We start from the raw sequence: 24486 nt of genomic DNA, 5'->3' as shown, positions 1-24486 counted from the left end.
GAACCTTCGATGCGCTCTGGAAGGCCGTCGGCAACATCTGCGACCTATTCAAGCCGCAAGAGTGCCAAAACCTCTTCAAACATGCCGGGTATGCGTACGATTAAACGTCCGACGGTCTAGCGATCGAACGCTATTCCAAGATAGGTCCGGTCGTCGGTCCAGCCATCGGGGCCGGAGCCTTTCACGCTGGCATAGGGGCCGATCTTGTCGGGGTCGATGCGCTCGACCTCGGCGAAGCTCGCCTCCCAGGCGGCGACGCCAAAAGCCTCGGGCTCGGCGAAATAGCCGTCGCTGAACAGTTCGAGCTTCGCGACCTCGGCCGCGGCATAGTCCGCCGTGAAGACATGCCGCTCGGCAATCGTGAAGCCGTCGAGCACGCCGTAACCGAGATCGCTGGTCGGATGATTGGCGAAGGCGCGCTGGCCGCTGATGCCGCTGTCGAGCAGCCGCTCGATCTCGGCCCGGGCGATCGTCGGCATCTCCTCGCTGCAGAGGGTGAGCACATGGGCCCTGACCTCGGCGCAGGCCTCCGCGCTCAAGCCGGCCGGCGGCTGGCGCAAGCCGTTCCAGACGGCATCGTCCGAGATCGCGCGCTGGGGCAGGGGATCGGCCCTCATCCTGCCGAGATAGGCCCAGCATTCGCGCCGGATCAGTGCGGTCACCCGGTCGAGCGGCTTGGCCTCGACATGGCGGATGGTCCCCAGGGTTTTTCCGCTTAAGCGGATGCCGGAATCGCCGATCGAGACCAGCTGCAACGCCGGGCCGTCATGGTAGCCCAACGCCAAAGTGCAGCCGATCCGGGCGGTCGCATCGGCCTCCGCCCGCACCGACAGGCCGTGCGCCGCATAGCCGTCGCGCAGCGTGGCACTGAGCGCCTCGACCAGCCTGTTCACGCGATCCTGGCCGCCGCGCAGGCTCAGATCCTCGGCCAGGAGGAAACGGGCGACTTCGGCCGCGACCCGGGCCGAGGCAAAACGCCCGGCGCGCATCGCCCCAAACCGGCGCCCGCTGCGGTCGGTCACGCCATCGATCACGGCATAGCCGCGGCCGGGCAGGATGACGACGCTGTCCTCGTTCTCCTCGGGTGTCGCGAAGCGCTTGCCGAGGCTGAAACATTCAATCTGCATGGGGAGTACCGGCGCGAGGCGGCGTCAGCCGGCCTCGTTCAGGCCAATTACTGGCCGGTCGCCTGCCTCCATTTCTCGATCATCGCCTTGGTGCCGCCGAGTTCCTCGACGGATTTGAGCTTGACCAGGGTCAGCTCGGCGAGCGGCTTCACCTCGCCCGGCGCAGCGACATCCTTGCGCACAGAGCGGCGGCCGGCTTCCTTCACCAGCGCTTCCTGCGTCTTCTTCGACAAGGCCCAGTCGATGAAGCGCTTCGCCGGCTCCGGATTGGGCGCGCCCTTCACCAGCGCTACGCCGTCAGGCGAGGTCGTCGTGCCGTCCGCGACATAGGCGATCTTCACCGGCGCTCCGCCGGCGACATATTCAAGCGCATTGTCCTCGAGCGTCAGGCCGAGCGGCGCCTCGCCATCGGCAACATAGCGCGGCACGGCGCCCGAGCTGTCGGAGAAGATGAAGTTCTTGGCGAGCTTGCCATAGACCTCCCAGCCCTTGTCGCCGCCGGCGGTCAGCACCGTCGTCATCTGCTGGAAGGCCGAGCCGGAATTGTCGGCGCGGGCCGAGGCGACCTTGCCCTTCCATTTCGGATCGGACAGCTCGGCCCAGGTCTTGGGGATCTCGGCGTCCTTGACCATCCGGCTGTTGACCATCAGCACGTAGATCACGGTCGTATAGGGCGTCCAGGCCGGGCTCGCGACGAAGCGCTCGTCGATGGCCGCCTGCTCCTTGGTCGTATAGGGCGAGAGCAGATCGGCGTTTTCGCTCAAGAGCGAGCCGGTGACGCTCCAGATCACATCGGCCTTGGGGGCGCCTGCCTCGGCGCGGGCGCGCCGGAAGACATCGCCGGAGCCGAGCTGCACGACCTCGGCCTTGATCCCGGTCTCGGCCTCGAAGAGCGGGATCATCTTCTGCACGATCGAGGATTTATGGGCGGTGTAGAGCACGACCTTGTTGTCGGCCGCGTCGGCCCCGCTGGCGACGCCAAGGAGGCCTGCCGCCAGCACGAGATGACCCACCCAGTTCCTGCTCGACATCATGGCCTGCTCCCCATCCCCGTCACGCCGGTTCGTTCTGCGCCGGCGCGTATCAGCCATCTTGCCGTCCAATCGCGGCCATGCGCAACTAGGGACCGGAGCGGGGGTGCTTTGCCGGCATGGCGTATCTGACAGTCGACGGCGCGATCAAGCGCTACGGGACCACCACCGCCTTGAACGGCGTGTCGTTCTCGGTCGCGAAGGGCGAGTTCTTCACGCTGCTTGGCCCATCCGGTTGCGGCAAGACCACCTTGCTGCGCTCGATCGCGGGCTTCTCGCAGCTCACCGATGGCAGGGTCGATCTCGCCGGACACGACCTGCTTTCGGTGCCGCCGCACAAGCGCGATATCGGCATGGTTTTCCAGGATTATGCGATCTTCCCGCATCTGACGGTCGCCGAGAACGTCGCCTTCGGTCTGAAAGCCCGTAAGGTCGCTGCCGCCGAGATCCGCGAGCGCGTCGCCGAGGCGCTGGCAACCGTCCGGCTGACGGCGCTCGCCGAGCGCCTGCCCGCGGCGCTGTCGGGCGGCCAGCAGCAGCGCATCGGCATCGCCCGGGCGATGGTGGTGAAGCCGCGGCTGCTCCTGATGGACGAGCCGCTCTCCAATCTCGACGCCAAGCTCAGGCTCGACCTGCGCGACGAGATCCGCGCCATCCAGCGCGAAATCGGCATCGCCGCGATCTATGTGACGCATGATCAGGAGGAGGCGCTCGCCATTTCCGACCGGATCTGCGTGATGGATCACGGTTGCGTCGAGCAGATCGGCACGCCGCAGCAGATCTACGGCCAGCCGGAGACGCGCTTCGTCGCCTCCTTCGTCGGGACGATGAACCTGCTCGCGCCGGGAGCGTTCGGCTTGGCCCAGGTGCCGGGCGTGGCGCAATGGGCCCTGCGGCCGGAGCGCCTGCGCCTCGCCGAGGCAGGGGCAAGGGCAAGGGACGGGGCAGGGGGAGCCGAAAACGGAGCCGCCAGCATCGCCGGAACGGTCGAGCATTTCAGCTATCTCGGCCGCGAGGCCCATCTCACCGTCCAGGCGCAGGGGCACCGGCTCGTCGCGCAGATCGGCGCGCCGCCGCCCGACCTTGCGATCGAAGCCGGCCGGCAGATCAGCTTAAGCTTCGACCCGGCCGACCTGCACGCCTTTGATGCGCAGGGGCGGCGGGTCCCGGCGGAGCGTGCGGCATGAGCGCCATCGCCGTGCCAGCCACGCACCGCAGCTGGCGCCCGGATTTCTGGACGCTGGTCGCGGTCGGGGCCTGGGCGATCCTGATCGTGCTGCTGCTGCTCCCACTCGGCCTCGTCCTGGTCTCGAGCTTCCGCGACGAGAGCGGTGGGCTCACGCTCGCCAACTGGCAAAGGCTGTTTACCAGCACGCGCTATGTCAATGCCTTCATCAACACCCTGATCGTCGGCTTCGGCGGGCTCACGGGTGCGCTGCTGCTCGGCTCGGTGATGGCCTTCTGCATGGCCCGCATCCGGATCGCGGGTGGCCGCTTCGTCTCGATGCTGGCGATCCTGGCGCTGGTCTCGCCGCCCTTCATCGGCGCCTATTCCTGGATCGTGCTGTTCGGCTCGGGTGGCATCGTGCGCCAGACGCTGATGTCCTGGGGCATCTTCATGCCGCCGATCTACGGCGTCTGGGGCATCCTCATCGTCTTCGCCTTCAAGTTCTATCCTTATGTCTACCTGCTGACTTCGGGCGCGCTCGCCAATGTCAACCGCTCGCTGGAGGAGGCGGCGGAGAATCTCGGGCTGACGCCGTTCCAGCGCGTGTTGAAGATCTCGTTCCCGCTGGTCCTGCCGGCGCTCTCGGCCGGCGGGCTCCTGGCGCTGATCCATGCCATTGCCGATTTCGGCACGCCGCGGCTGCTCGGGCGCGGCTTCAATGTGCTCGCGACCGAGGCCTACACCGCCTATTCCGCCGAGATCGGCTCCAATCTCGGCATGGCGACGACGCTCAGCCTGGCGTTGATCCTGATGTCGATGGTCTTCGTCTTCATCCAGCGCTTCATGTCGCGCAAGAACGTCTATCACAGCAACCTGATCAACCGGCCGGAGAAGGTCCGGCTGCGCGGCTTCGCCAATGTCGCGGCCCATGTCGCGGTCTATTTCATCGCGCTCGGCGGCGCGATGCCGGCGATCATCGCGGCGATCTATTCGGTCAGGAAGACGAACGGGCCGGTGTTCCAGCCGGGCTTTGGCCTCGACAGCTACCGCCGCATCATCGCCACGCTGGGCGATGTCGTACAGAATTCGCTGCTGTTCTCCGGCGCCTCCGTGCTGCTGATCGTGGTCATCGGCACCTTGATCGGCTGCCTGGTGGCGCGGCGCAACACGGCCCAGACCTCGCTGCTCGATGCCACCCTGATGGTGCCCTATGTCATGCCCGGCATCGTCGTCGGTGTCGCCTTCATCGCCGCCTTCAACACGCCGCCGCTGGTGATGACCGGCACGGCCGCGATCATCATCCTCTCCGTCTTCATCCGGCGCTTGCCCTATGCCGTGCGCTCCTCGGCGGCGGCGCTGCGGCAGGTCGGCCCGAGCATGGAGGAGGCGGCGATCTCGCTCGGCTACAGCCCGGTCCAGGCCTTTTTGCGCGTCACCATTCCGCTGATCCTGCCGGGTATCATCGCCGGCGCGATGCTCTCCTTCGTCACGGCGGTGAACGAACTCTCCTCGTCGCTCGTGCTCTATGTCGGCGGCACCATCACGATGCCGGTCAAGATCTACATCGCGATCAATGACGGCGACTACGGCACGGCCGCCTCGCTCTCGACGATCCTGCTCGTGCTCAGCGCCGGCGCGATCTACCTCGCCTTCCGCCTGCTCGGACGCGACGAGCGCGCGTTGCTTTAGCGCCTGAAGTGGAAGTTGGCGTGTTGCCCAGAACCGGACATTGGCATGGGCTCACTTCATGAACTGTGTGGAGGTCGCCGATTTCGGAGTGGTCGTGCCCGTGGTCGTCGCAGCGGTCGCGGCGGCCTTCGGCGGCGGGCCGATGATCGCCGAGGCGATGATCGCGCTAGCAACAAGGATCGCCGAGACGATCAGAACGAGCTTGGCGAAGTTCCTGGTCGAGCGCGGCACGAGAATGGGGAGAGCGGCAATGAAACACAGCCCCGCGATAAACCCCGGCAAGACTGCCATGTCGAACGTGGTCTTGAGCGTGCCGGCCATGAGCATCAAGAGGGCGAGCAGGCCAATCGCTCCACCTACGATGGAGACATAGACTTTCGCCGCTGTGGGGAATTTCGGGCGAGGCGCAGTGCTCGCGACCGCAGCCTGTATGAGTGCTGCGACCTCTTCGATTGACGGCTCAGATGCCGCTGGTTTCGACATGAGCGCAGCGGGCCGAGTGTCCCTCGCTTGCGATTGAGGTTCGGGGCGCACCGCTGGCAATGCGGGCTCGGCGTAGTCGGTCTCGATGACCGGTCCCCACGGCCCGACTTCCTTCAAGGGCTCGCCATTGCGCGTCCATTTCTCAATGGACTCCAGGACGGGTCTTGATGCGGTCTCGATCACCGGGTTGCGAGCGCGCTCGATGGCGACGGCGACATCGTCCATGTTCGCGACCGCCTCGACGAGCGCAACGAGATAGCCAGCGGCGAGCAATTGGTAAGTGACACGCTCGTCCTCGATATCAAAGCTCGCGCGATCCCCTCGCACGATGTTGAGACATCAACGATGAGATCGCGATACGGGTGATTCCGGAATGCCCGACGAAATAGATCGTATGCGTGGTCACGATGAGCGTGCCGGTATCGACAATCTGTTCGACTGCCTCGGTGTAGGAGTAGCCCTTGCTGCCTCCAGCACGAACGGTGAGGCCCTTGACGACCCGGATCGAGATCCGGTCGAGCCAGCGACATGGCGGCGGACCTTGCCCATTCCAAGCTCGTTGGCGTCATAGAACACCCAAAGAGCGCGCTCATTTTTATTCAATCTGAGCGGTAGATCGAAATTCAGGTCGGGAACGGAGCCTTGTCGAACGTGCGCCAGGACATCACGAAAATAGGGTTCGCATTCTTTATGCTGTGAAGCGAACATTCCGGCATTCGCACCGCAGTAACGGCAATTTCCCATCTACCCTATCCCAATTGCCATATTGATAGATGCGACATTCGGCCTTACGCCGGACGCATGATGAAACGGAAAATTCCTACCAAGCAGTGCTAAGTCTCATCCTATTTGCCGGATGACAATCTTAGCAACAGAGATTTTTATGAATTCTGGCTGGCCAAATTATTAGTATATCGATATCATATCGCGTTTTGTTGCGAAGATATCGAAATACAGGATTTTGTGCGACTTGCGCCAATGCTCTCTTCCGTACCGAAGGCCTGCGCAAGCTCGCGGGCACTACTTTACATTCACGCACGCACAACAGCGTCATCAGATGACGCGCACCTTGTTTCGTAACACGCTTCGCAAGGCTAACGCTGTGCCAAGCGATCTTGCGGCCTCAATCTGTGCTCGGGTGGCCGCGACGTGAAGCAGTCCAAGTTATTCACGAGATTAAACTTCAGGATCAAGAGGGCGCTGCGCATTCAAGGGAGATCGCCGCGTTGGCGAGCACGATTCGAGGCACGAGTCCCTCCTTGAATCTGAATAAAGATGGCGTGAATGGTAGCTTATACCGAATCAAAATAAACATGATTCTGAGCGTTCAACACTAGCGCACGGTGATCTTCAAAGAAGTTCACATGGGGGCTTGCGCATATGTCTGTAAGTGAACTTCGACCGGCGCATGACGCCGGGTCTATCGCTGCGGCTGAGGAAACGTCGTCCAAGACGACGCCGAGCCATCGGGAGTTGGTCGACAAGGCGCGCGGCTATTCGATCAATTACCTCTACGTCGCAATCGCCTATTCCGGCGAGATCATATTGATCATCACCTCTCTCATCGGCGCGTGGCTGTTTGCCAAGATATACGGGCACAACAACACCAACACGATGGCGATGATGATGCTCGCGCCACTGAGCTATGCCGTGGTCGAGATGTGCCGTGTCCCTCTGGCGATCTGCTGCCGTATCCAGCGAAATATGGTGCTGAAGGCTGTCATGGTGGTCGGCGTCGTGTTTGCGGCGGGCGTGACGGTCAAGTCGTTGACCCAGCTTGGCGAGCAGATGTTCCACCCGCGCCTGATCGACGTGGTGAATGCTGACGAAGCCATGCGTGTGGCCCAGCGCGAGCAAGAAACCTTCGACAAGAAGCTGGCTGAGGCCGACGATGTCGTTGAGCAACACACCAAAGCACTGAACGCGATTGATCAGCGCTCGATGGGCTTTGTTGCGGAGATGGGGAAGGTTCAGCCTCCAAAGTGCTTTCCGATACGCAACACCGACCGGCAGGGAAGAGTTCGAACGTCTTTGCGCTGCACCAACGATCTGCGCGGGCCGATCATCGAGCAGAACCTGAAGGTGACCAATTCCGAGCGCGAAGCCGTGCAGCAAAAGCTGGACGATGCCCGACGGGAGCGTGCGAGCCTCGACCGCAAGGCCGTCGACCAGCGCGTCAGCGACGCCACCAAGGCTCATCGCGAGGCGGTGCTCAACTCGCAGCTTCACTCCTTCACGGCCATGATTTACGGCAAGAACCCGACCGAGGTCGCCGACAGCGAAATCCACACGTTCCTGCGCTATTTCGTGTTCTTCCCCGCTGTCTTCGCCTCGCTGGCGTCGACCCTGCTGGCACTCGGTTCAGTCACCATCATCAAGACGCCGAAGCCGAGGGGTGTTTCCGCCGACGAGCCACCGGTCCCGTTGAGTGATCAGGCTGGGCAATACGTGCTGGGCGGGCTGGCCGAGCACATCATTCGCGAGACCACCCAGGCCGTTCACAAGTCGGCGCGGGCGGAAGTCGCCGATGCGGCGGCGCGCGCTACCGCAAGCGTCAAGATCGCTTAAGGATCACAACCGATGACGACACCCATTCCCGTCACGCCGGAAAACAAGGCGCTCGCTGCTGCCGTCAATGCGCGCATGGCCGCCGACAGTCGGATCGTCAACTCGAAGGCAGCAATGTTTCGTGCTCTCGGCATCGGCGGCGCGATTGCGCTCGTCGGAATCGGGATCGGTGCCGCCTTCTTCGGCTTCTCCTATGTCACCGACAGCAAGTCGGCGACCGAGAAGATGGCGAACGCCTTCGCCGCCGCGCTCGAACGCACCACCATCAAGACACAGGGCGAGATCAAGCTCGATCCCGACGCCAAGGTGGGGTTCGGCGGCGGGACTGTTTCGCTCGATCCCAACACCACCGTGAAGATCGACCCAGATTCGACCGTGAAGCTCGACCGCAATGCCAAAGTCGGAGTGAGCGGGGATTTGGCCCGTCCCTCCTCGGAGCAGCTTCGTCCCGACATGGGCTCCAAGAGCGGCGGGGCAACCGTAACCAACTATACGGTTTTCAAGAACGTGAAGTTCGGCCCCGGCACAGTCGTGACCGGCTGGACCTTCACGTCGAGCGAGCAGCCCAGGCCTGACCACCAGTATTGCTACTTCGCCCAGGACGTTGGTGAGGACAGCAGCACCATGGTGAAGGTCGACTTGGCCAAGAACGGCGTCATGTTGCCCAACGTCAAGGCGCGCAATTTCGACGTAGCAGCGGCGGCAAGCTCCTGCATCTGGTTTGAGGGCTCGTCCACACGAATTTAACAACCCATTTTATTGCGAGAACTCATGATCCGGAAAATCATTTTCGCGGCGGCAATCAGCTTGTGTGCCTCGTCGGCTATGGCCGCGACACCCATCGGGACATTCGGGGACGGCGTGGAGTTTTCAGTCATCAAAATGAAGCGCGGAATTGAGGCGTCGGCTCATTTCGTCGAGATCGACGCCTTCTATGAGGTCACCGCGACCGGCAAGAAAGTCAGTTTCAAGCTCAACATCATCTGCCGGAAACCGGCCACGATCTTCGTCGACTGGATCGAAGACCAGCCATGGGTGATGAAGCTCGAAGAACAGACGCAGTGGGCCACAAGATCGCCGATCAGCGGCGGCTTCTTCGCCATCCACGACAAATATTGCACGGGCCGATACCAGGACCGGCTCTGACAACCGACAACTGAAAAACAGCTGAAAAAGCTTGGGGGGCTGATCATGTTCAAGAAGATCGTTATGGGTGCAGCGCTTTGTCTTTGCGCGACCTCCACCATGTCGCAGACCCGTTTCGGGACCTTCGGCGAAGGTGTCGAATTCTTCGTCAGCAAGATGTCTCGGGGCGAAGAAGGCCCCGACCCATCAGGCGTTCGTCAACGGCTACACCGTCAACAGCGGCGGCCAACGGCGTGCATACGAAGTCACGATGCTCTGCACGAAACCCGGAACCATGTTCGTCAATTTCGGCGGCATCAATTTCGAAATGAAGACCAAAGACCGCACGCAATGGGAAGCCAGGAACCCGATGTCCGGCGGCTTCTTCGCCCTCCATTCTAAATACTGCACCGGCAAATATCAGCGCTCGACGATGAGCGCCAAGGAGCGAAAGACATTCAGTCAATTCGACTGAACGGTCTCAAGGGAAAATATTTTCCCCAATTTTATCGGCTTCACTGGTTTAGAGTGCTTAAAAATGGAAGCTTTCCGAGGGAAAGTTGTAATAACGATACTTGGACTGATCGTATCAACTGTCCAAAGCTCGGCCCAACAGAGCGCCAATAATTTAAAGAGCATGGTCTTTTTTAAAGGCCGGTGTTCAACCTTCACCATCGGCCCGCAGCGCTATACCTGCGACAAGATGTTTTACACACAGTTCAGTAACGGGCGGATCGCCTTCAACATCGCGCTGCCCGGCGGGGCAATCATGTTGTCCGGAGGGAAGGACAGTCAGATCGACCCGGCTCGCTATGTGCTGGAGATCGACACGATCCGAACTGGTAATGATAAGGGCGAATCTCAGTCCTACAAGGCGAAGGGCCAGTGCCGCGTCCACATGAGCGGCGACGGCGAGTTCGTCAAAACGGTCTCATGCCGGGCCAACAATGGCATGGAAGCCGTCAACATCGAGTTCAAGGGCGACGGCTCGCGCGTCGACAAGAAATTCTTCTGAGGAGGGGCTCCCCATGCGGACACTGATTGCGGGGCTCGCCCTGATTGCTTCTTCGACCTTGGCGTTTGCCCAGGCTCACCTGACTCCGATGGCCCCAGCAGCCCAGTCTGCTCCAGCGCCCCAGGCCTCACCGGAGGGGAGGACGATGATCACCCACAACAACTGGGGTGTCATTCCTACTCCCCAGTTCAAGGACAAGCGCATCTATCGACGATACACGTTTGTTGAGAAGGGCGAGAACGGCAAGGACAGCACGATTGCAAACTTCATGCTGCTCACCTGTCCGCGCGGCACGAAGCAAGTCCACATCAGCTTCGAACTGACGCATTTCTTCGACATGGCGTCGGTCTACCCATCGGGCTTCGAACCGGCGGCCAAGAACCGCATCCTGATCAATGACACGCAGGCCGTAACCATGCCGGCTGAGGTGATCTCGTCAGAAATCTTCTTTGACCGGACGCCCGAGACCCAGGAGGATTTCGACGCCGTGCTCACCGCGAGCAAGCTGACGCTGGTGTTCGGCAAGGAGATGCAGAACCGGATCACCTTCGTCAGCAACCCCAAGTCGACCGAGGGCTACACCAAGCTGCTGCTGGAGCACTTCCCGAACGGCGGCAAGTTCATGACGACCAGCGATGGCATGCGTGACTGCGACCGCTTCCGGAAGAGCCGGCGCTGAGCACCGGCGCTCCCATTCTGGCCCTCTCGAAAGCTCCAGCGACGATATCGACATAGAGTGCGACGGAACGGCGGACATCCGAGAGGTGCCTAACGAACTTCAGGAAACCACCCAACCCGGCCGGTTCGCTCGTACTTCAGCTACTCGTCGGCCCTGCGCGGCCAACTCCGGTTACGCGCCAACGACCGAACTGGTATTCCCGGCCGAGCCTTGAGGGGCCCTGCAGCCTCTGCGACGGGGACAAGGCGAAAGCCATCGCGGAGGGCCTCATCCTGCGTATCGCCGTCGAGCGCGCCTGCGCCGGAACTGGGGCCGGCTGTTCTTCCATGCACTGCGGCTGAGCGGCAGCCGGGATGCGGCGGCCGATCTGCTGCAGTCCTGCGCCATGAAGGCGCTGGCCGCTTCGCCGCCCGAGGAGGACGAGCGCGTCCGGCCCTGGCTGTTCACCATCCTGCGCAATCTCTGGATCGACGAGCATCGCCGCGGGCAGGCTTCCGTGCTCGCCGCCGCGAAAACGGAGTCCCCCCGGGCAGCCATTGGCGCGATCAGGCGAGCTACCGCGCCTTCATGCGCGCCAACCAGGATTTACACGAGGGCATCGCCACGATCGCGGATCATGCCCGGCTTCTGCGGGGCATCGCGCAGAACCAACCCCCCGTCACGGCCCGGGCCCGAGAGGGCCAAGGTCCCGCGCGATCAGGTTGTAGAGAGCCTGTGCCGCCGGGGTCAGCGTTTCCCCGCGTCGCCGGATCACCGATACCGGCCGGTCGATGACCGGGTCCACCAACGGAATCTGTGCCAGGTCCGGGCGCAGGTTCTCGACGATGGAGGCCACGAGGATTGCCACGCCCAGGCCTTCGGACGCCAGCCCGATCGCGCTTGAATGATACTCGACGACGAACTTGGTCCTGACGTCGATGCCCGAGCGGGCGAGCTGGGCCTCCGTCAGCAATCGGTTGCCGCTGCTGCCGCCGAGCGTGATCAGGTCTAAACCAGACATCACTGCCGGCACCGTAGACGCTCTTCAAGGCATCTCAAAACCGTGCCAGCCGGAGACTTGCAGATGGAGCAGGCAAACCACCAGAGCGGCGAGAGCGAGCGAAACGAATTTCCAAAAAAGAAGCGGGTTTTTCTGAATCAACGGCGTCCGTTGCGACATCAGGCTGCGGTTCGGGTGGCGCAGGTCATAGATGAACTCGGAGAGCAAATCGTAGCGCTTGTCCGGATCAGGATTCACCGCCTTCCTGAGCGCAGCATCGATCCAAACCGGAACCTCGCGGCTCTCGTCGAGAGCCGTCGCATACTGCACCTTGCGCTGCCGCGATCTGGTCTTGGCTCTGGCCATCTCGGCGCCGTAGGGCAGTCGCCCGGTCAGCATTTCGTAGGTGATGACGCCGAGCGAATAGATGTCGGAGCGGGGAGAGCCGTTCTCGCCGAGGACATATTCGGGCGCCGTATATTGGGCTGTTCCCAGGATCGCGGCCTGGCCGATGCAAGGGGTCGCCTCTGCGACGCCGGCGACCCTCGCCGAACCGAAATCGATGATCTTCACCGTTCCGGTCCTGTCGATCATGATGTTGGCCGGCCTCAGGTCCTGATGCAGCATTTCCCTGCGGTGAAAGGCGAGCAGGCCCCGTGCGATCTGCTCGACGATGGCGCGCACGGTCTCCAGGTTGGGCCTGGGGTTGTCGATCATCCACTGGGCCAACGTCTGGCCCTCGACGAACTCTGTCGCGACGTAGAGATAGTTGCGGGCACGCGACTGCAGGCGGGGCTTGAGCACATGCGCGCTGTCGATGCGCCGTGCCACCCATTCCTCCAGCATGAAGCGCTTGAGATAGGCTTGGTCGCCACGCAGATCGAGCGACGGGATCTTGATCGCGACGAGGCTGTCATCCTCCGTGTCGACGGCGAGGTAGATGTGACTGCGGCTGCTGGCGTGCAGTTGCCGGATGATCCGGTAGCCGTCGAACGGCATCCGCGCCTCCAGCAAGGGCGGAAGCGGCAGCTCCGAACGTTGCCCGAGCGCTTCGCTGGCATCGCCTTCCGGCAGGTCTTCGAGGCGGACGATCTGGATGGTGAGGTTGTCAGGGCTGCCCTTGCGATGGGCTTCCTCGACGATCAACCGTGCGGCGCGGTCAAGATCATCCGCGTTCGCCGCGATCGTGGCGGCGACGAAGCGCGGCGCGGCATGCTCGTAGACGCCGTCGGTCGCCAGGATGAAGACGTCGCCTTTGGCCAGCGGCAGCTTCTGGTAGTCGATCTCGATCTGCGGGTTCGCGCCGAGCGCACGCGAGAGATAGCTCTGCTCCGAGGAAAAGCCGATGCGATGATCCTCGGTAAGCTGCTCGAGCGAATGGCCGGACAGCCGGTAGATCCGGGAATCGCCGACATGGAAGATGTGGGCGCTGGCCGATTTCAGCACCAATACGCTCAGTGTGCAGACATAGCCCTTGTCCCGCTCATAAGCGTGCTGGCTGCGTCTCGTCTGCGCGTGCAGCCATGAGTTGGTCGCTGCGATGACCCGGTGCGCCGAGGTCTTCACCGACCAGGATTCCGATGTGCAGTAATAGTCCGTCAGGAAGCCCTTGATCGCGGATTCGGCCGCGACCCGGCTGACGCTGCTGCTGCTGATGCCATCCGCCAGGGCGACCGCGATGCCCTTGAGGCCGAGCAGCGGCTCGTCCGGAATCAGGGAGCCGTGGAAGTCCTGGTTGGTCTCCTTGCGCCCCTTGTCGGAGTGCTGGCCGACCGAGATCGTCAGTTTGCGCGTCATGGTTACGCCAGGCCTGCGGGGGCCCCGCCGCAAAGCGGCGAGGCCCGCCGCGTTGCTTACTCGAAGACGCGCTTCGCGGTGCGGATGTGCGTGGCGTAAAGCGTCAGTCCGGTGAACGCCAGGCCGCCGACGAGGTTACCGACCACGGTCGGGATCTCGTTCCAGAAGATGTAGTCGAACCATGTGAATTGCCCGCCCAGCAGCAGGCCCGTGGGGAACAGAAACATGTTCACGATCGAATGCTCGAAGGTCATGAAGAAGAACAGCATGATCGGCATCCACATGGCGAGCACCTTGCCCGTAACGGTGGTGGAGATCATGGCACCGACCACGCCGGCCGAGACCATCCAGTTGCAGAGCATGCCGCGGACGAACAACGTCAACATGCCGGCTGCGCCGGCCGACGCGTAGCCTAACGTGCGGCTTTCGCCGATGTGACCGAGCATGGTGCCGACCTTATCGGGCGCCTTTGAGAAGCCGAAGGTGGTGACGATCGCCGCCATCACCGCGGCGGTGAAGGCGCCGGCGAAGTTGCCGAGGAACACGAGCCCCCAGTTGCGCAGCACACCTTTGAGGGTCACGCCCGGCCGCTTGTCGATCAAGGCAAGCGGGCACAGGACGAACACGCCGGTCAGCAGGTCGAAGCCGAATAGATAGAGCATGCAGAAGCCGACCGGAAACAGGATGGCTCCAGCGAGCGGAATCCCGGTTTGCACGATGATCGTAATCGCGAACCAGGCGGCGAGAGCGAGAATGGCGCCAGCCATGTACGCGCGGATGATCGTGTCGCGCGTCGACATGAAGATCTTGGATTCGCCGGCGTCGACCATCTTGGTCACGAACTCGGATGGAACGAGATAAGCCATGTGTGCTCCCCAGAAGCGTTGTGTGAGACGGTGCGCGCCGGCGCATGCCGGCGCGAATTCGATGGAATGGTGCTGCTCGCGGCGCTCCGTTCAGGCGGCCGCCGCTGCCAGCACCGCGGCCGGCAGCAGAACCTTGCCGTCCTCGATCCGGACCGGGATCTTCGGCGTGCAGCCCTTGTCAGCGCCCAGGGCCTCGCCGGTCTTCAGGCAGATCACCCAGTTGTGCAGGGGGCAGGTCACTGCCTCGCCATGGACGATCCCCTGGCTCAGCGGCCCGCCCTTGTGCGGGCAGCGGTCGCGTAATGCGAAGATCGCCCCTTCGGTCGTCCGGAAGATCGCGATGTCGCCGCTGGGGGCTCTGACGACGCGGGCGCCGCGCGACGGGACCTCGTCGGTGCGCCCGACGACGATCCAGTCGACAAGGCCGGCATCATTCGCCTGAGCGCTCATGACGGCCTCCGTTCGGCGAACTGGGCCGCGCCGAAGGCGGAGATCGGCGCGAATTCGTGCGCGTCCTTGCCGGCGACGCGTTCCGCCCAGGGATCGGTCTGGACATAGCTCTGGCTGGCGACGAAGCGCTCGAACAGGGCGCGGCGTCGCTCGGTATCGTCCATGATCGCCGCCTTGACGCTGTCGATGCCGACGCGCTTGGCCCATTTGTAGACGCGCTCGAGATAGCGGCCTTGCTCGCGATAGAGCTGGGTCAGGGCGGCGACGATCTCGATCGTCTCCTCTTCGGTCGCGGCATGGCCGAGCACCTCGGTGCCCTTGATGTCGAGCCCGGCGGCACCGGCGAAATGGATCTCGTAGCCGGAGTCGACGCAGATCACGCCGATATCCTTGCAGGTCGCTTCGGCGCAGTTTCTCGGACAGCCGGAGACCGCCATCTTCAGCTTGGCCGGTGTCCACGAGCCCCACATGAACTTCTCGATCTTGACCCCGAGCCCGGTCGAATCCTGGGTGCCGAAGCGGCACCATTCCGAGCCGACGCAGGTCTTCACCGTGCGCAGGCCCTTGGCATAGGCGGCGCCTGAGATCATGCCGGCGGCGTTGAGATCGGCCCAGACGGCGGGCAGGTCCTCCTTCCTGATGCCGAGCAGGTCGATGCGCTGCCCACCGGTGACCTTGACCGTCGGGATCGCGAACCTGTCGACGACATCGGCGATGGCGCGCAGCTCCTTGGCGCTGGTCAGCCCGCCGAACATGCGCGGCACCACCGAATAGGTGCCGTTCTTCTGGATATTGGCGTGGACGCGCTCGTTGATGTAGCGGCTCTGGCTGTCGTCCTCGTACTCGCCCGGCCAGTCGCAGACGAGATAGTAGTTCAGCGCCGGCCGGCATTTGGCGCAGCCGCAAGAGCTCTTCCAGCCGAGTTCCTGCATCACGGCCGGGATCGATTTCAACGCCTTGGCCTTGATCAGGCGGCGGACGTCGTCATGGCCGAGCTCGGTGCAGCCGCACATAGGCTGCACCGCGGCGGGATTATAGGCATCGCCGATCGTGAGCTTGATCACCTGCTCGACGAGGCCGGTGCAGGAACCGCAGGAGGCTGAGGCCTTGGTGTGCGCGCGGACCTCGTCGAGGCTCTTGAGGCCGAGCTCGTTGATCGTGCCGGTGATCTTGCCCTTGCAGACGCCGTTGCAGCCGCAGATCTCGGCCTCGTCCGGCAGGGCCGCGACCGCCGCCAGCGGGTCGAGCGCGCTGCCACCCTGGTAGCCCTGCCCGTAGATCAGCGTCTCGCGCATCTCGGAGACGTCGACCTCGCGCTTGATCATGTCGAAGAACCAGGCGCCGTCGGCGACGTCGCCATACAGCACGGCGCCGAGGATGCGGTTGCCCTTCAGCACGAGGCGCTTGTAGACGCCGCGCGTCGGATCGCGCAGCACGATCTCTTCGCGGTCCTTGGCTTCGGTGAAATCGCCGGCCGAATAGAGGTCGATGCCGGTGACCTTGAGCTTGGTCGCGGTCGCCGATGGATGGAACTCCGCCGTGCCACCGAGCAGGTTCTGCGCCAGGACGCCGGCCATCTCGTAGAGCGGCGCGACCAGGCCGAAGACCTGGCCGGAGGCTTCCGCGCACTCGCCGAGCGCGAAGATGTCTGGATCGGAGGTGCGCATGTCCGGCGCGACGACGATGCCGCGGCTGACGGCAAGTCCGGCATCCTTGGCGAGGCCGGCACTCGGCCGGATGCCGACGGCCATCACGACGATATCCGCGGGATAGAGTGTGCCGTCGTCGAGGCGCACGCCGGTGACGCGCTTCTCGCCGACGATCTCCTGCGTGTTCGCCTTGCAGTGAACGCGGATGCCGCGGCTTTCGAGCGAGCGCTGCAGCAGATAGCCCGCCGCCCCGTCGAGCTGGCGCTCCATCAGCGTCGGCATCAGATGCAGCACGGTGACATCCATGCCCTGCATCTGCAGCCCCGCCGCGGCCTCCAGCCCGAGCAGGCCGCCGCCGATCACCACGGCGCGTGCGCCCGGCTTGGCTGCGACCATCATCGCGTGGACGTCGTCGAGATCGCGATAGGTCAGCACGCCCGGCAGGTCATGACCCGCCACGGGAATGATGATCGGGCTCGAACCGGTGGCGACGATCAGCTTGTCATAGGCAACCGTCTCGCCATGTTCGGACGTCACGGTCTTCGCGTCACGATCGATCGCGACGATCTTGTGGCCCTTGTACAGGGTCACGCCGTGCTTGATGTACCAGCCGTCGCCGTGGATGACGATGTCCTCATAGCTCTTCTCTCCGGCTAGCACCGGCGAGAGCATGATGCGGTCGTAGTTGACGCGCGGCTCGGCGTTGAAGACCGTTACCTTGTAGGCGTCTGGGGCGGCCTCGAACAGTTTCTCCAGCGCCCGACCGGGCGCCATGCCGTTGCCCACCACAACAAGCGATTGCTTGGCCATGGAAATCCAAAATGCAAGAGAGATCCTGGCTGGATCGCGCGGCGCTGCGCAGTCGAGCCTCAGGAATGGCGCTGCCTCGTTGCAGCGGAACGCCGCACCCTAAACAAGATCCGTGCCAAGCCCCGGGGCGAGCGCGACGATTTCAAATTCGACAATTTTTCAGAATGCGGGGAGGCGAACGGGAAACTATTTGGGCAACGCGCGGCGAAATATTGAGCAATGCGCTCCCGCGGCGAGCGTCATTCCGCGACGGATTTGCTCGCTTCCTCTCCAGCACCGGTTCGCGGGCCAAGATCACGTCCGCGCAGTTTGCTCTCGATCGCATGATTGAACATTCCGAGATGGCGGACCCGCTTCTCGTGTAGCAGCTCGCCGCTGCGGAAGCGGAAGCCCCAAGCGCGGCTACTGGCGCGATCAGGCGAGCTACCGCGCCGTCATGCGCGCCAATCAGAGTTTTACGAGCGGTGGGATCGTACGGACGCGTACCGCACGAACCGCATCCCCGTCACGGCCCGGGCCCGAGAGGGCCAAGGTCGCGCGCGATCAGGTTGTAGAGAGCCTGTGCCGCCGGGGTCAGCGTTTCCCCGCGCCGCCGGATCACCGAGACCGGCCGGTCGATGACCGGGTCCACCAACGGGATCTGTGCCAGGTCCGGGCGCAGGTTCTCGACGATGGAGGCCACGAGGATCGCCACGCCCAGGCCCTCGGACGCCAGCCCGATCGCGCTTGAAAAATACTCGACGACGAACTTGGTCCTGACATCGATGCCCGAGCGGGCGAGCTGGGCCTCCATCAGCAATCTGTTGCCGCTGCTGCCGCCGAGCGTGATCAGGTCGAAATCGGCAAGTTCCGCCCAGGCTATGGCAGGCCGCGCCGCCAGCGGGTGGTCGTTCCGGCAATAGGCGACGAAGGGGTCACGGACCAGAATCTCGTTATGGAGGTCCGGCTGGTTCGGCGGCTGCACGTGCAGGCCGAACTCCGCCTGGCGTCGGCGCACCGCCTCGATGACGAGAATGCTGGTCCGGTCGAGAATCTCGACGCGGTTATGCGGATGCTGTGCCGCGTAGGTCCGCAGGATGCGGGGCAGGCGCCCATACATCAGCGACGGCACCGAGGCGATCGCGATGTCCCCTGTCGAAAAGCGCGAAATCGTCTTCAGCCGATCGAAGGACCGGTCGACCTCATCGACCATGCGCTTGGCCTCCGGCAGGAACTCCCGGCCGATGCTCGTCAGCGCCACGGTGCGGGTCGTCCGGTCGAGCAGTTTGAGGCCGACATGGCTCTCGAGCCGCTGGATGCGGCGCGTCAGCCCGGTCTGGGTCACATGCAGCTTCTCGGCCGCCTTGTTGAAGCTGCCGAGCTCCGCGATCTGGATGAACGCCTCGACCCCGTCGATCGGATGTTTCATGACAGAAGATCATCGATATATGTCATTATTTCAGCATACGAGCGATCGCCTGTCGGTCAATAGTGCTGGTGAAGCGCCGGGACCGAGACCACACGGCGCCATGAGGAAACGCATCGATGACCGATTCCCATGTCGCCACGCGTGGCAGACGTGTGCTTGTCACGCATGACCGGCTGGCCGATGGCGCCATCCATCTTCTCAACGCCCATGACGTGGACGTCTTCTTCTCGCCCGCCTACGCCCCCACGGAGTTCGTCGCGCAGCGTGTCGCCGAACTGCAGGTCGATGCGCTGATCGTCCGGCAGGGACGGGTCGACGAGGCGGTCATCGCCGCATCGTCCCGGCTGCAGGTCATCGCCAAGCACGGCGTCGGCGTCGACAATATCGACCTGCACGCAGCCGCCGCGCGCAATATCCCCGTCATCCGCGCCATGGGCTCGAACTCGCGCGCCGTAGCCGAGCACACGATCGCGCTGGCGTTGACCTTGCTGAAGGACATTCCGCGTCTCGATCAGGCGGTGAAGAGCGGCGAGTGGCCGAAGCCCACCTTCCTCGGGCGCGACATCATCGGCACGGTGATGGGCCTGGTCGGCTTCGGCTCGATCGGCCAGCAGGTCGCAGGGATCGCCACGGGCCTCGGCATGACCGTCATCATGCACGACCCCCATGCCCAGCGCGAGATTGCGCAATTCGACAAGAGCGGCGATCGCGACCTCGATAGCCTGCTTGGGGAAGCCGACATCGTCAGCCTGCATTGCCCGCTGACCAGTGCGACACGAAACCTGCTGGATGAGCGGCGCTTGCGCCTGATGAAGCCGACCTCCTTCGTCGTCAACACGGCGCGCGGCGGCCTGATCAGCGAGCCGGCGCTCTGCGCGGCCCTGCTGGAAGGCAGGATTGCCGGCGCCGGCCTCGACAGTTTCGCGCTGGAACCGCCGGCCAAGGACAGCCCGCTCTGGACGCTGCCCAACCTGATCACGACCCCGCATATCGCCGGGGTGACGCAGGGCTCGGCCGGGGCCATGGCGGAGATCGCCGCCCAGCACGTCATTTCGGTGCTGGACGGCAACGCACCGGATTCACGCAGCCTGGCAAGGTTGACGGAACTCGCTGCCGAATGAACCTGGCGCACGAAGCCGGGCAAACAGAAACAACCGGGAGGAAACGATCATGAGGATTGTCTACAAGGTACTCGCAGGGCTGGCGTTATCCGCGCTGGCCTCGGGCGCGCAGGCGCAGAACTATCCGGACAAGGCTATCCGGATGATCGTGCCCTTCCCACCGGGTGGGGGTACGGATGTCGTCGCCCGCGTCATCGCCCAGAAGCTCGGCGAGGCGACGGGCTGGACGATCGTGGCCGACAACAAACCCGGCAGCGGCGGCAGCGTCGGCCTGAGCCTCGCCGGCAAGGCGCCCGCCGACGGCTACACCATCGTCCTGGCGCAGAACGCCAACCTCGTGATCAACCCGATCCTCGGCAAGGCCAATTACGACCCGATCAAGGATTTCGCGCCGATCGGACTCACGGCCTCGGCGCCGCAGGTGCTCGTCGTCGCCAAGGATTCGCCGCTGAAGACGGTCGAGGACCTGCTCGCCGCAGCCAAGGCCAAGGGCGGCAAGATGACCTTCGCCTCGCCCGGCGTCGGCACGAGTTCGCATCTGGCCGGCGAATTGCTCCAGCAGCTCGCCAGCGTGAAGTTCCGGCATGTGCCCTACAAGGGCGCGTCCCAGGCGCTGCCGGACCTGATGGGCGGGCGCGTCGATATCTACATCTCGTCGGTGCCTTCCGTGATGACGCAGGTCAAGGAAGGAGCGCTGCGCCCGATCGCCCTGTTCGCGACCAAGCGCGACGCCGATCTGCCCGACGTCCCGACCTTCGATGAAGCCGGAATCAAGAACTCCGACGCCGTGACCTGGTGGGGGCTCGCCGCCCCGGCCGGCACGCCGGCCGCGATCGTCGCGCGCCTCAACACCGAGCTGAACCGCGTGCTCAAGCAGCCGGACACGCAAGGAAAGCTGCGCGCAGCCGGCGCCGAAGCCCTCGGCGGCACGGCCGAGGAGTTCGGCGCCCTGATCAAGTCCGACGTGCCGAAATGGACGCAGGTGATCAAGACCGCGGACGTGAAGGTCGCCGACTGAACGCGCGACGGGCGCCGGCACGCCGGCGCCCTTTTCCACGACGACCGGCCCATACAGAACCGCCGGCGATCATCTGGGGAGCCCTGTCATGAAGCGTCGCGATGTCCTCGCATCGGGCGCGGCTGTGCTGGCGGTCCCGCGAAGCTCACCGGCTTCTGATCCGTGCCGCCAGCCCGCTTTCATCGGGGGACATCGACCATGAAATCAAATCTGACCAGAAACCAGGACGCGCTGGCAGGCCTGCTCTTCATCGGCCTCGGCGCAATCGGGTTCGCGATCGCGCTTGGCTACAAGTTCGGCACCTCGATCGAGATGGGCCCGGGCTATTTTCCACGCATCCTGAGCCTCATCCTGATCGGCTTCGGGATCGTCACCTTCGTCAGGGGCGTGCGCAGCGGCACAGAGATCGACGGCGTCTGGGCCTGGCTGCCACTCGCGCTGCTGACGCTTTCGATCGTGCTCTTCGGTTTCCTGATCGAACGGCTCGGCCTGGTGCCGGCGCTCGTCGCCCTGTTCTTCATCGCGGCCTATGCCGGGCACGAGTTCAGGGCGCGGGAGGTCGTCGTCCTGACAGCGGTGATGTCGCTCTTCGCCGCCGTGGTCTTCGTCTGGGGGCTGAAGCTGCCCTACAGCCTCTTCGCGTGGAATTTCTGAGCCATGGAAATCCTCGACCATTTCGCCCTCGGCTTCGGCGTCGCGCTGTCGCTGCAGAACCTCGCCTACTGCTTCCTCGGCGTGCTGCTGGGCACCCTCATCGGCGTGCTGCCCGGCGTCGGGCCGCTGGTGACGATCTCGATGTTGCTGCCGGTGACCTTCGGTCTGCCCCCGGTCTCCGCCGTCATCATGCTGTCCGGCATCTATTACGGTGCGCAATATGGCGGTTCGACCACGGCGATCCTGGTCAATCTGCCCGGCGAGACCTCGTCCGCCGTCACCTGCCTGGACGGCTACCAGATGGCGCGCCAGGGCCGGGCCGGCGCCGCGCTCGCTATTGCGGCGATCTCCTCCTTCGTCGCCGGCTGCATCGGCACCTTGCTGATCGTCGCGCTCGGCGTGCCGCTCGCCAGCTGGGCCCTGCGCTTCGGCGCCGAGGACTATTTCGCCCTGATGGTGCTCGGCCTCGTCGCGGCCTCGGTCCTGACGCATGGCGACATGGTCAAGGCGCTCGCCATGGTCGTGCTCGGCCTGCTCGTCGGCCTCGTCGGCACCGACGTGAACTCCGGCGTCGAACGCTTCACCTTCGGCTTGCCCGATCTCGCCGACGGCATCGGCTTCACGGTGCTCGCCGTCGGCATCTTCGCGATCTCCGAGATCGTCCTCAACCTCGAGCAGAAGGAGACCCGCGAGGTCTTCACCAAGAACATTGGCGGCCTGATGCCGAGCTGGGCCGATCTGAAGACCGCGTTCCTGCCAACGCTGCGCGGCACCTTCGTCGGCGCCTTCTTCGGCATCCTGCCGGGCACCGGCCCGTCGATCTCGTCCTTCTCCTCCTACATGCTGGAGAAGAAGTTCGCGAGGGATCCATCCCGCTTCGGCAAGGGCGCGATCGAGGGCGTGGCGGCGCCGGAAGCGGCCAACAACGCGGCGGCGCAGACCGCCTTCATTCCGATGCTGACGCTCGGCATCCCCGGTACCGCCACGATGGCGCTGATCCTGGGCGCACTGGTGATGAACGGCGTCCAGCCGGGCCCTTCGGTGATGTCGCGCAATCCGGAGCTGTTCTGGGGCGTGGTGGCGAGCATGCTGATCGGCAACGCCATGCTGGTGGCGCTGAACCTGCCGCTCGTCGGTCTCTGGGTAAGGCTGCTCAGCATCCCGTATCGCTGGCTGTTCCCGGCGATCGCGATGTTCTGCGCGCTGGGCAATTACAGCCTGAACAACAGTGCGATCGACGTCTATCTCTGCGCGGCGCTCGGGGTCCTCGGCTATGTGCTGGCGAAGCTCAAATGCCCGCCTGCGCCGCTGGTGCTGGGCTATGTGCTCGGGCCGATGATGGAGGAGAACATCCGCCGCGCGCTGCTGCTCTCGGAGGGCGATCTCTCGATCTTCGTGCGCAGCCCGATCAGCCTGACCTTCCTGACGATATCGGCCGCCCTGCTGATCAGCATGGTGCTGCCGGCGATCCGCCGGGGCAAGGCGCGCGTCGATCGCGAAGAGGCCGGCGCGGTCTGACCGTGCCGGCTGATCACGGCCCCCACGGGGGCAAATCCCTCGGCGCCAGCCCAGACGCATTTCGAGCCGGCTGGCAGGCGCAGCCACCAAAGGACATCCCATGATCGGTTTTCGCATTCTCAAGCGCCGCCGCCAGGTCGAGCCCAGCCTCGTCGAGCGCTTCCGCACGCTCCCGGTCGCCAATATCAGCGATTCGATGTCGCGGATGGCGGCCGGTGGAGCTGCGCTGCGACCGCTGCACCGCGGCGGCGTGATGGCCGGGCCGGCGATCACCGTGAAGACGCGCCCGGGCGACAATCTGATGATCCACAAGGCGCTCGACATCGCCAGCCCCGGCGACGTCATCGTCGTCGATGCCGGCGGCGATCTCACGAACTCGCTGATCGGCGAACTCATGATCGCGCACGCCCAGAAGCGTGGCATTGCCGGCATCGTGCTCCATGGCGCAGTGCGTGATTCCGCCTGGATCCGCGACAACGACCTGCCGATCTATGCGGCCGGCATCAGCCATCGCGGCCCCTACAAGGATGGTCCCGGCGAGATCAACGTTCCGATCTCGATCGAGGGCATGGTGATCGAGCCGGGCGATCTCGTCATTGGCGATGACGACGGCATCCTCTGCGTCCCCTTCGATCACGCCGAAGCTATCTACGAGGCCGCGCGCAAGAAGCACGAGGCGGAGGAAAAGAAGATGCTGGCCATCGGCGAGGGCAGGGACGACCGGAGCTGGGTCGATGCCGCGCTTGTCCGCCTGGGCTGCGCCATCGAGGCCTGACCGGGCGGCGCCCAAGTCCGGCCGCACGGACAGGAACCGGATCGCCAGCAAGCAGCTGGGTGGAGGTCGGCACGAGGGCCACGAGTGCGGACAATGTCCGGCGTCTGCGCGGCATCGCGCAGACCATGGACGAGATGCAAGCGCCTGCTCGTCGCCGATCCCGGTGTGGCAGAGAATGGCGAGGAGGTCCGCCTGTCGCCTATGCCGGCACAGGAGACTACGGATTGGGGGCGAGTTCCCATGAAACGCGTCGGTTGCGCAAGCCACGGTATCCTTGCGTCATCGCGCTGGCAGCTCAATGACTTTCCCGATAAACTTCGCAGCGGGGATAACCAGACGGCCGGTCGAGGGATCACCAATGACTGAGCTTGAGCGGGCAGTGATCGGTGGCATCTGCATCGGGGTGACCGGGGGCATGATGCTCTACAGTATCCTGCGACAGCTCGGGGTCAGCGATAATGCAATGATGGCGGTCGGAGGAGGTGTCTTCCTCCTCGGTGGTCTCGTCCTCACCATTCTGGGCGCTTAGCTTGCGCCAGGGATGGGCAGGCGCTGC

At 64.0% G+C, this 24486-nt stretch carries 23 protein-coding genes and 2 pseudogenes; 16 read left to right on the top strand and 9 right to left on the bottom strand.

Features of this window, described 5'->3' with window-relative positions:
* A pseudogene (locus tag FG93_RS33500) lies at nt 1-104 on the top strand (IS630 family transposase); the annotation flags it as partial.
* Nucleotides 105-116: 12 nt separating this feature from the next.
* On the opposite strand, the gene FG93_RS05015 reads toward FG93_RS33500, so the two are convergent.
* Both FG93_RS05015 and FG93_RS05010 read right to left on the bottom strand, forming a co-directional pair.
* Nucleotides 117-1127, bottom strand: a complete 1011-nt coding sequence (locus FG93_RS05015; RefSeq protein ID WP_043232515.1) for a hypothetical protein — start codon at nt 1125-1127, stop codon at nt 117-119.
* Nucleotides 1128-1174: 47 nt separating this feature from the next.
* Nucleotides 1175-2161, bottom strand: coding sequence for an extracellular solute-binding protein (locus FG93_RS05010; protein ID WP_052513392.1), 987 nt, complete (start codon nt 2159-2161; stop codon nt 1175-1177).
* A 116-nt stretch (nt 2162-2277) separates the two neighbouring features.
* On the opposite strand from FG93_RS05010, the gene FG93_RS05005 reads away from it, so the two are divergent.
* Both FG93_RS05005 and FG93_RS05000 read left to right on the top strand, forming a co-directional pair.
* Nucleotides 2278-3345: an ABC transporter ATP-binding protein gene (locus FG93_RS05005; protein ID WP_043232514.1), complete on the top strand. Its 1068-nt coding sequence runs from the start codon at nt 2278-2280 to the stop codon at nt 3343-3345.
* On the top strand, nt 3342-5015 hold the full coding sequence (locus FG93_RS05000; RefSeq protein ID WP_043232511.1) for an iron ABC transporter permease: 1674 nt from the start codon (nt 3342-3344) through the stop codon (nt 5013-5015). Before FG93_RS05005 ends, FG93_RS05000 begins: the two co-directional genes overlap by 4 nt.
* 51 nt (nt 5016-5066) lie before the next feature.
* Here the strand turns inward: FG93_RS05000 and FG93_RS04995 are convergent, their stop codons facing one another.
* The gene (locus tag FG93_RS04995) at nt 5067-5723 is read right to left on the bottom strand and encodes a hypothetical protein (RefSeq protein ID WP_152579315.1); all 657 of its coding nucleotides are present in this window, start codon (nt 5721-5723) and stop codon (nt 5067-5069) included.
* A gap of 1248 nt (nt 5724-6971) precedes the next feature.
* Here FG93_RS04995 and FG93_RS04990 point away from each other — a divergent pair.
* From FG93_RS04990 to FG93_RS33935, 7 genes and pseudogenes are all read left to right on the top strand, one after another.
* Nucleotides 6972-8066, top strand: a complete 1095-nt coding sequence (locus FG93_RS04990; protein WP_052513391.1) for a hypothetical protein — start codon at nt 6972-6974, stop codon at nt 8064-8066.
* Between the two features lie 12 nt (nt 8067-8078).
* Complete coding sequence (locus tag FG93_RS04985) at nt 8079-8813, top strand: hypothetical protein (RefSeq protein WP_043232508.1); 735 nt, start codon at nt 8079-8081, stop codon at nt 8811-8813.
* 24 nt (nt 8814-8837) lie between these two features.
* Nucleotides 8838-9212: a hypothetical protein gene (locus tag FG93_RS04980; RefSeq protein WP_152579314.1), complete on the top strand. Its 375-nt coding sequence runs from the start codon at nt 8838-8840 to the stop codon at nt 9210-9212.
* A 67-nt stretch (nt 9213-9279) separates the two neighbouring features.
* Entirely contained in the window at nt 9280-9666 is a 387-nt protein-coding gene (locus FG93_RS04975) for a hypothetical protein (RefSeq protein ID WP_152579313.1), read from the top strand.
* Between the two features lie 63 nt (nt 9667-9729).
* Complete coding sequence (locus FG93_RS04970) at nt 9730-10206, top strand: hypothetical protein (protein WP_152579312.1); 477 nt, start codon at nt 9730-9732, stop codon at nt 10204-10206.
* A gap of 145 nt (nt 10207-10351) precedes the next feature.
* On the top strand, nt 10352-10885 hold the full coding sequence (locus tag FG93_RS04965) for a hypothetical protein (RefSeq protein ID WP_043232499.1): 534 nt from the start codon (nt 10352-10354) through the stop codon (nt 10883-10885).
* Between the two features lie 220 nt (nt 10886-11105).
* A pseudogene (locus tag FG93_RS33935) lies at nt 11106-11363 on the top strand (RNA polymerase sigma factor); the annotation flags it as partial.
* A 180-nt stretch (nt 11364-11543) separates the two neighbouring features.
* Here FG93_RS33935 and FG93_RS04955 read toward each other — a convergent pair.
* From FG93_RS04955 to FG93_RS04930, 6 genes are all read right to left on the bottom strand, one after another.
* Nucleotides 11544-11885, bottom strand: coding sequence for a LysR substrate-binding domain-containing protein (locus tag FG93_RS04955; RefSeq protein ID WP_052513390.1), 342 nt, complete (start codon nt 11883-11885; stop codon nt 11544-11546).
* A gap of 24 nt (nt 11886-11909) precedes the next feature.
* Nucleotides 11910-13661: a bifunctional protein-serine/threonine kinase/phosphatase gene (locus tag FG93_RS04950; RefSeq protein ID WP_043232495.1), complete on the bottom strand. Its 1752-nt coding sequence runs from the start codon at nt 13659-13661 to the stop codon at nt 11910-11912.
* A gap of 56 nt (nt 13662-13717) precedes the next feature.
* A complete protein-coding gene (locus FG93_RS04945; RefSeq protein ID WP_043232493.1) occupies nt 13718-14527 on the bottom strand; it encodes a formate/nitrite transporter family protein in 810 nt (269 codons plus the stop codon).
* A gap of 90 nt (nt 14528-14617) precedes the next feature.
* Nucleotides 14618-14977, bottom strand: a complete 360-nt coding sequence (gene nirD / locus FG93_RS04940) for a nitrite reductase small subunit NirD (protein ID WP_043232492.1) — start codon at nt 14975-14977, stop codon at nt 14618-14620.
* Entirely contained in the window at nt 14974-17436 is a 2463-nt protein-coding gene (gene nirB / locus FG93_RS04935; protein ID WP_043232489.1) for a nitrite reductase large subunit NirB, read from the bottom strand. Before nirB ends, nirD begins: the two co-directional genes overlap by 4 nt.
* A gap of 505 nt (nt 17437-17941) precedes the next feature.
* A complete protein-coding gene (locus FG93_RS04930) occupies nt 17942-18844 on the bottom strand; it encodes a LysR family transcriptional regulator (RefSeq protein WP_043232487.1) in 903 nt (300 codons plus the stop codon).
* A gap of 116 nt (nt 18845-18960) precedes the next feature.
* Between FG93_RS04930 and FG93_RS04925 the strand changes: the two genes are divergently transcribed.
* From FG93_RS04925 to FG93_RS32795, 6 genes are all read left to right on the top strand, one after another.
* Entirely contained in the window at nt 18961-19965 is a 1005-nt protein-coding gene (locus FG93_RS04925; RefSeq protein WP_043232485.1) for a hydroxyacid dehydrogenase, read from the top strand.
* 49 nt (nt 19966-20014) lie between these two features.
* The gene (locus FG93_RS04920) at nt 20015-20983 is read left to right on the top strand and encodes a tripartite tricarboxylate transporter substrate binding protein (RefSeq protein ID WP_043232483.1); all 969 of its coding nucleotides are present in this window, start codon (nt 20015-20017) and stop codon (nt 20981-20983) included.
* A gap of 198 nt (nt 20984-21181) precedes the next feature.
* Nucleotides 21182-21637 carry a tripartite tricarboxylate transporter TctB family protein gene (locus FG93_RS04915; RefSeq protein WP_052513389.1) on the top strand — a complete coding sequence of 152 codons (456 nt, stop codon included), beginning with the start codon at nt 21182-21184 and terminating at the stop codon, nt 21635-21637.
* A 3-nt stretch (nt 21638-21640) separates the two neighbouring features.
* Complete coding sequence (locus FG93_RS04910; RefSeq protein ID WP_043232480.1) at nt 21641-23155, top strand: tripartite tricarboxylate transporter permease; 1515 nt, start codon at nt 21641-21643, stop codon at nt 23153-23155.
* 100 nt (nt 23156-23255) lie between these two features.
* Entirely contained in the window at nt 23256-23930 is a 675-nt protein-coding gene (locus FG93_RS04905; RefSeq protein ID WP_043232477.1) for an RraA family protein, read from the top strand.
* Between the two features lie 358 nt (nt 23931-24288).
* The gene (locus tag FG93_RS32795) at nt 24289-24459 is read left to right on the top strand and encodes a hypothetical protein (RefSeq protein ID WP_161783773.1); all 171 of its coding nucleotides are present in this window, start codon (nt 24289-24291) and stop codon (nt 24457-24459) included.
* Nucleotides 24460-24486 lie beyond the last annotated feature (27 nt).

The organism is Allobosea sp. LC85 (genome assembly GCF_000735605.1).
Lineage (GTDB): Bacteria > Pseudomonadota > Alphaproteobacteria > Rhizobiales > Beijerinckiaceae > Allobosea.
This window is presented reverse-complemented; position numbering and strand designations above follow the sequence as displayed.

Coding starts and splice junctions, on each gene's coding strand:
- nirD (WP_043232492.1), bottom strand. CDS start 14,977: ATGAGCGCTCAGGCGAATGATGCCGGCCTTGTCGACTGGATCGTCGTC.
- FG93_RS04980 (WP_152579314.1), top strand. CDS start 8,838: ATGATCCGGAAAATCATTTTCGCGGCGGCAATCAGCTTGTGTGCCTCG.
- FG93_RS05015 (WP_043232515.1), bottom strand. CDS start 1,127: ATGCAGATTGAATGTTTCAGCCTCGGCAAGCGCTTCGCGACACCCGAG.
- FG93_RS04970 (WP_152579312.1), top strand. CDS start 9,730: ATGGAAGCTTTCCGAGGGAAAGTTGTAATAACGATACTTGGACTGATC.
- FG93_RS04925 (WP_043232485.1), top strand. CDS start 18,961: ATGACCGATTCCCATGTCGCCACGCGTGGCAGACGTGTGCTTGTCACG.
- FG93_RS04955 (WP_052513390.1), bottom strand. CDS start 11,885: ATGTCTGGTTTAGACCTGATCACGCTCGGCGGCAGCAGCGGCAACCGA.
- FG93_RS04910 (WP_043232480.1), top strand. CDS start 21,641: ATGGAAATCCTCGACCATTTCGCCCTCGGCTTCGGCGTCGCGCTGTCG.
- nirB (WP_043232489.1), bottom strand. CDS start 17,436: ATGGCCAAGCAATCGCTTGTTGTGGTGGGCAACGGCATGGCGCCCGGT.
- FG93_RS04915 (WP_052513389.1), top strand. CDS start 21,182: ATGAAATCAAATCTGACCAGAAACCAGGACGCGCTGGCAGGCCTGCTC.
- FG93_RS04930 (WP_043232487.1), bottom strand. CDS start 18,844: ATGAAACATCCGATCGACGGGGTCGAGGCGTTCATCCAGATCGCGGAG.
- FG93_RS04920 (WP_043232483.1), top strand. CDS start 20,015: ATGAGGATTGTCTACAAGGTACTCGCAGGGCTGGCGTTATCCGCGCTG.
- FG93_RS05005 (WP_043232514.1), top strand. CDS start 2,278: ATGGCGTATCTGACAGTCGACGGCGCGATCAAGCGCTACGGGACCACC.
- FG93_RS04950 (WP_043232495.1), bottom strand. CDS start 13,661: ATGACGCGCAAACTGACGATCTCGGTCGGCCAGCACTCCGACAAGGGG.
- FG93_RS04995 (WP_152579315.1), bottom strand. CDS start 5,723: ATGGACGATGTCGCCGTCGCCATCGAGCGCGCTCGCAACCCGGTGATC.
- FG93_RS05000 (WP_043232511.1), top strand. CDS start 3,342: ATGAGCGCCATCGCCGTGCCAGCCACGCACCGCAGCTGGCGCCCGGAT.
- FG93_RS05010 (WP_052513392.1), bottom strand. CDS start 2,161: ATGATGTCGAGCAGGAACTGGGTGGGTCATCTCGTGCTGGCGGCAGGC.
- FG93_RS04985 (WP_043232508.1), top strand. CDS start 8,079: ATGACGACACCCATTCCCGTCACGCCGGAAAACAAGGCGCTCGCTGCT.
- FG93_RS04965 (WP_043232499.1), top strand. CDS start 10,352: ATGATCACCCACAACAACTGGGGTGTCATTCCTACTCCCCAGTTCAAG.
- FG93_RS04945 (WP_043232493.1), bottom strand. CDS start 14,527: ATGGCTTATCTCGTTCCATCCGAGTTCGTGACCAAGATGGTCGACGCC.
- FG93_RS04905 (WP_043232477.1), top strand. CDS start 23,256: ATGATCGGTTTTCGCATTCTCAAGCGCCGCCGCCAGGTCGAGCCCAGC.
- FG93_RS32795 (WP_161783773.1), top strand. CDS start 24,289: ATGACTGAGCTTGAGCGGGCAGTGATCGGTGGCATCTGCATCGGGGTG.